At 42.8% G+C, this 4,563-nt stretch carries 6 protein-coding genes and 1 pseudogene; all 7 read right to left on the bottom strand.

The features are described 5' to 3' along the window. Positions 1 to 421: pseudogene (locus B4G81_RS04485) on the bottom strand (HlyD family secretion protein); the annotation flags it as partial. A 175-nt stretch (positions 422 to 596) separates the two neighbouring features. Then, positions 597 to 1,082 (bottom strand): hypothetical protein, encoded by a 486-nt coding sequence (locus B4G81_RS04480; RefSeq protein ID WP_294080541.1) that lies wholly within the window; start codon positions 1,080 to 1,082, stop codon positions 597 to 599. 12 nt (positions 1,083 to 1,094) lie between these two features. After that, entirely contained in the window at positions 1,095 to 1,937 is an 843-nt protein-coding gene (locus B4G81_RS04475; RefSeq protein ID WP_294080539.1) for a hypothetical protein, read from the bottom strand. Positions 1,938 to 2,020: 83 nt separating this feature from the next. Next, positions 2,021 to 3,538, bottom strand: a complete 1,518-nt coding sequence (locus B4G81_RS04470; protein WP_349678732.1) for a DUF6734 family protein — start codon at positions 3,536 to 3,538, stop codon at positions 2,021 to 2,023. 152 nt (positions 3,539 to 3,690) lie between these two features. Next, positions 3,691 to 3,819 (bottom strand): hypothetical protein, encoded by a 129-nt coding sequence (locus B4G81_RS04465; protein WP_294080534.1) that lies wholly within the window; start codon positions 3,817 to 3,819, stop codon positions 3,691 to 3,693. Between the two features lie 37 nt (positions 3,820 to 3,856). Beyond that, on the bottom strand, positions 3,857 to 4,078 hold the full coding sequence (locus B4G81_RS04460) for a hypothetical protein (protein WP_294080533.1): 222 nt from the start codon (positions 4,076 to 4,078) through the stop codon (positions 3,857 to 3,859). A gap of 89 nt (positions 4,079 to 4,167) precedes the next feature. Continuing rightward, positions 4,168 to 4,563: IS1595 family transposase (locus B4G81_RS04455; RefSeq protein WP_294080531.1), on the bottom strand; the 396-nt coding region annotated here is incomplete at its 5' end.

Genomic DNA, 4,563 nt, shown 5'->3' with positions numbered 1-4,563 from the left:
AAAATCCATCAAATTGTATGCGCTCCGAACCCACATCTCCCAACAGCAGTGAGTCCGGCAACAATGTATTTCCTTTTTCAAACATTGCCGGATTGTGCAGCAACGAATCCACCCAAAGGATGTGCCGGTAATTGGCGCCGTTTTCGAGATAGGAAATTACGGCTCCCTTTTTAATTGGTGTTTTGTCGGGTTGCAGCAAAATCAGCCGTCCACTGGTATTGGCAACCAAGCGCACCGGTGCGGTTACGGCCGTAACGGATATTTGCCCGTCCACCGTGTCGGGATATCTTATAACGAAACCCAAGAGCAGGATAACACCCATCAACCCGCCCACGCAGAGAGCCACCCATTTGGCCCAATAGGTGGGCATGCGGTCGATGATGGACTGCACTTCTTCGGATCTTTCCTCGGGAGAGGACATTTCTTTGGAGGTGGCTGCGGACAAAAAGGATTCAGCGCCATTGAGGTTTCCCCCACCGTCTCTCATCGGTTACATTATCTCCTTTTTATTTCTTTTGTCTCACTTCTTATGCCGTCACGAACTTACAATCCCAGCCTGTGCAAAAGATACACGGGTTAGGAGACTCCTGCCAGTATCATTCCATCGATACACAGTTTTTGTATTTAATTTTTTGCAGATCAATATCTTTATAGTATGATTCAAGCTTTGAATCTGTGTTAGGAATTCTCACTCCATAGTATAACCTAATATGAGCTTTGATAAACTTCCAGTTATAACCCTCCTTGTATGAAATAGTGTAAGCTTGTCCCGTATCCAAATTTAAAAATCGATACGGACCTGACTCTTCTTTCATTAACGAGTAGAAAATTTTTCGCTCCTCCCTTGCCCCGTACGCAATATCAAAATACAAAGCACTACGCTCTTCCCCCTCTTCTTTACTAAGTAAAATACTCATCCGGTACTTTGTCAGGTTCCGGATTTCACAAATATATTCATCCGGTGCTTTAAATGAAAATTCTACCGACACGTCTTCTTGGGAAACTTGTGCGGAAAGCACCATCGGAAAAACAGACAAAGCTATCAGGATCTGTAATAATCGAAAAAACCTATTTGTTTTCATTGCTCTTTTTGTTTAATAATAATTATTGGCATTATTTTGCATTGCAGTATAATACCAAATTTTAAAATCAATTTCGTTACGGTCTTTATTCGAAAGATCATTATACATCAATTCCTTTACTTTTCTATTCGCATTAACTTCATTTTCATAGTACTGAGGATCTCTAAGTGTATTAAAAGCAGACATATAATATTGATAACTATATTCGTCACCTCCACAAATATCATTCAAGATATAGGACTTTATATTCGTGGGAGGCTCCGGTAATGTTGTTTGAATAGTTCTTTCAGTAGGATTAAATGACTTATCTCTAGTAAAATGATAATATTCTTCAAACAAGACCCTTAATTTTAGTGTGTCATTTGACATATAAAAAAAACTACTTTCCAAACAAATTACTTTCTGCCCCCATTGTTCACCTATCCATGCATTTGATCCCCCATTACTAACTCCAATAATATTAAAGTTGTAAAGATTGATATTGTAATCGGATAGGGCTTTGTTTAGTAGGCCAATTTTAATATTGTCCCATTTAAATTGATTTTCCCATGAAAATTCTGGATCCCGATTTCCACTTCCACTTCCGTAATAGCCGCTACTGCCATAGCTACCGCTACTGCCTCCATAACTACCGTAATCTCCGGAGGAACTGGCCACATATCCGTTGGAATCATAATAATAAATTCCGACATAACCGCCACGCCACGAACCGACCGACCACATCGCATTGAATTCATACTGTGTATAGGGATTGTTTTGCGATCCGTCTCCCCCGCCGATAAACTTCCGCTGTTCCTCTTCGCTCAGCACCTGCTTTTCTCTCGCCAGCCGTTCCAAGACCGGGATTTTTTTCATTTTGTTCTTCATCATGTTTCTTATTAAATTGTGATTGATTAAACCCTTGGCGGGTCATATTTTTTTATTTTTTAGTTTGTCCTTTACTCTTTGCCCTTGGCCTTCTCCAAATAGAGCAGGTTTGTCCCCACCAAAAATTTCAGCTTGTCCATTACCATATCCCGTATGGGACCTATTTTCCCCTCATTTTGATTGAACAACTCCGATATCTCGTCCGCCAAGTCGCGGAAAGTCACTCCCTTTGGATGCTTATGGACCACGGACAGGATTTTTGCACAAAGTGTGTCCAAGTCGATTTCCTTAACACCCCCTGCAAAGATGTGCGGAACGCAAGCCACAATCTTTTTATCGGTTTTCCCGCGCAAAATTTCATAGGGGTTGAAATGGATGACGTCAAAAGGCGTTTCGAATATTTCAACGTAGGGGGTCATGCGGATCTTTAATGCCATGTCGTCCACCAGCTCGTTGAAGAGGGTTGCCGAGGCATAGACTTTTTCTTCCATCCGGCGGAGTTCCTTCATGTCGATTTCCGCGAAGTTGCGAGTAAGTAAACGATGGATTTTCTCTTCGTACCGGTACACGCCCCCCAGCACCCGGTTTTTGTTTTCCTTGACAAACAGGGAAAGACCCTCGTTGTTTCCGATGCTGCTGCCTGGGTAGAGATTATGGATTAAGTCCCTCGTCTTCGGATAGGAAAAATCCAGAGGGTATGTAAACTTGCCGCCATTTGCCTTACCATCTCCAGTGTGGAAAGGCGACTTAAACAGGGCGGACACCCTTTCGAAATAATCCGGGTACTCAAAGAAAAAACGCCGGACCAACTGGTCGCAGATAAATTTGTCCCTTTTTAACCGGCCAATCAGATGCAGGTATTTTAAGCCGGGGGTGGCGAAGAAGTCGGCCATTTCCTTGAGGGCGTATCCGTTGTCATTATAGACTTTATTGAAATAGCAGCCGGGGCTGATGTTTTGTTTCTGCGCCACGGAGTAGAACAAAAGCTGCTCGAAGATCATGTTGAAGTTCCCGTTGGAATGGCAGAGGTGGTTCTGCCCGACAAACTTTACGGCCGCTTCAGTATATAGCTGCATCGACCGGATATCCGTGCCACCCAAGATACCTGCGTTGTAGGATTTTGGAAATTTCTCAGACAGGTTGTCCTTGAAAACATCGGGAACGTAACGGAGCTTTTTTAGAACGGGGCGGAATATATCGGCATAATAGTTCGTACTTAATTCCAGGTTTTGGACAATCAACCTTGAATTTACCAGTTCGTCGTCGAATTTTTCATAGATAAATACATCTCCGTCCACGTGGATGAATGGTTCGACCTGTTTGCCATAGGTCAAAATTTTGGGGTAGGCCCACAAGCAGGGGTTACACCTCAAATCGTCGTACTCGACACTGTATTGGGTATAGGGCAATTTGAGCTTGTCGATCAAGACCTTCGCACCCTCTGAATCCGTATATAATTCTACATCGGGGTACAGTTCCCTTAATTTCAGGGAACTGTAAGCCCAAGCCACCAAATGGTGGAAAGGCGAGCACCATCCGAACGAATCGTTCCGTAAATCCTTATGTGAGCACCACAACGTCTGACATATTTTATACCCGTGGGGGGGAACTCTCCATATTCATTTTTCATAGATCTTTTATCCGGTTGTCCCGTCAAGAGCCGGAGTTCCGTTAAAACTCTTCGCGAGAATTCAAATGTAAGCCTTTTTTTATAACATCGACATTTTTCAGGCAATTATTTTTAGATTATTTCATAGATTGGAATGGGCTGCACTTCTTTGGAGATGCCTCTGGGCAAAAACGGTTTAGCGCCATTGGGCTTTTCCACATTGTTCCACACCGATGCCCTATTTTCACTTTCATCTTTCATCGGCTACATTATATTCTTTTTATTCTTTTCATTCCTTTTATTTCCTTCTTACTACAATACCGAAAAACCGATATCTTTGGGCAGATAACCGGCAAGGACCGTAATACGCCATTACGGAATCGCGGAACAGCAACATCAGGCGTTCGAGTTTGCCCGATGGGAGTTTCCCTTTTCCATCTTCCGCCTTTTGTCCCCGATTGTTCTGGCAGGAAAATAACAGATAAACGGACAATAACAGATATAGTTTTCTTGTTTTCATGTTTTTTTAACTGCTTATCCCCTTCGGTCAAGTTGCTGATTTTACAAGCTCATTTCGAGAGATCGGTTCTGTTTCAACAGCCTGTTGTATTAACCGATAGAATAATTTACCCTGAATGTTGACATTTTCCTGTTAAAGCGGAAAGCAAATTCATCCAAATAATAGGGCAGGTATTTAGGTGAGACTTTCCCCTGATGAGTGCCATTGAGCCATCGTTTAACCAAAGAATCGACCATATGTACATGAGGTAATAGTTCGTGAGCCTCCTTTCCGCTGCCCCCAATGGGTTTTACCTGATGATTGTAGTCGTGATTCCTCAATGACCCGTAAGCACTCCATCCATCCGTTATAACTGTGCTTCCTTTAGCCACGTTATCCTCAATGAATGCTATAAGACTTTTTGCGGAAGCATCTTCAATGCATCTGAAGCGAACCCTCCCGATTTGTTTTCCTATACACTCGGTGGCAACAGCTACTAATGTTTT

The sequence above is a fragment of the Proteiniphilum sp. UBA5384 genome (genome assembly GCF_002410825.1).
Classification (GTDB): Bacteria; Bacteroidota; Bacteroidia; order Bacteroidales; family Dysgonomonadaceae; genus Proteiniphilum.
The sequence above is the reverse complement of the archived record's forward strand: the minus strand, read 5'-3'. Positions and strand labels throughout refer to the sequence as shown.

What these genes read in the sequence shown, in the direction of transcription:
- B4G81_RS04480 (WP_294080541.1), bottom strand. Translation starts at nt 1,082, where the DNA reads ATGAAAACAAATAGGTTTTTTCGATTATTACAGATCCTGATAGCTTTG.
- B4G81_RS04475 (WP_294080539.1), bottom strand. Translation starts at nt 1,937, where the DNA reads ATGAAAAAAATCCCGGTCTTGGAACGGCTGGCGAGAGAAAAGCAGGTG.
- B4G81_RS04465 (WP_294080534.1), bottom strand. Translation starts at nt 3,819, where the DNA reads ATGAAAGATGAAAGTGAAAATAGGGCATCGGTGTGGAACAATGTGGAA.
- B4G81_RS04460 (WP_294080533.1), bottom strand. Translation starts at nt 4,078, where the DNA reads ATGAAAACAAGAAAACTATATCTGTTATTGTCCGTTTATCTGTTATTT.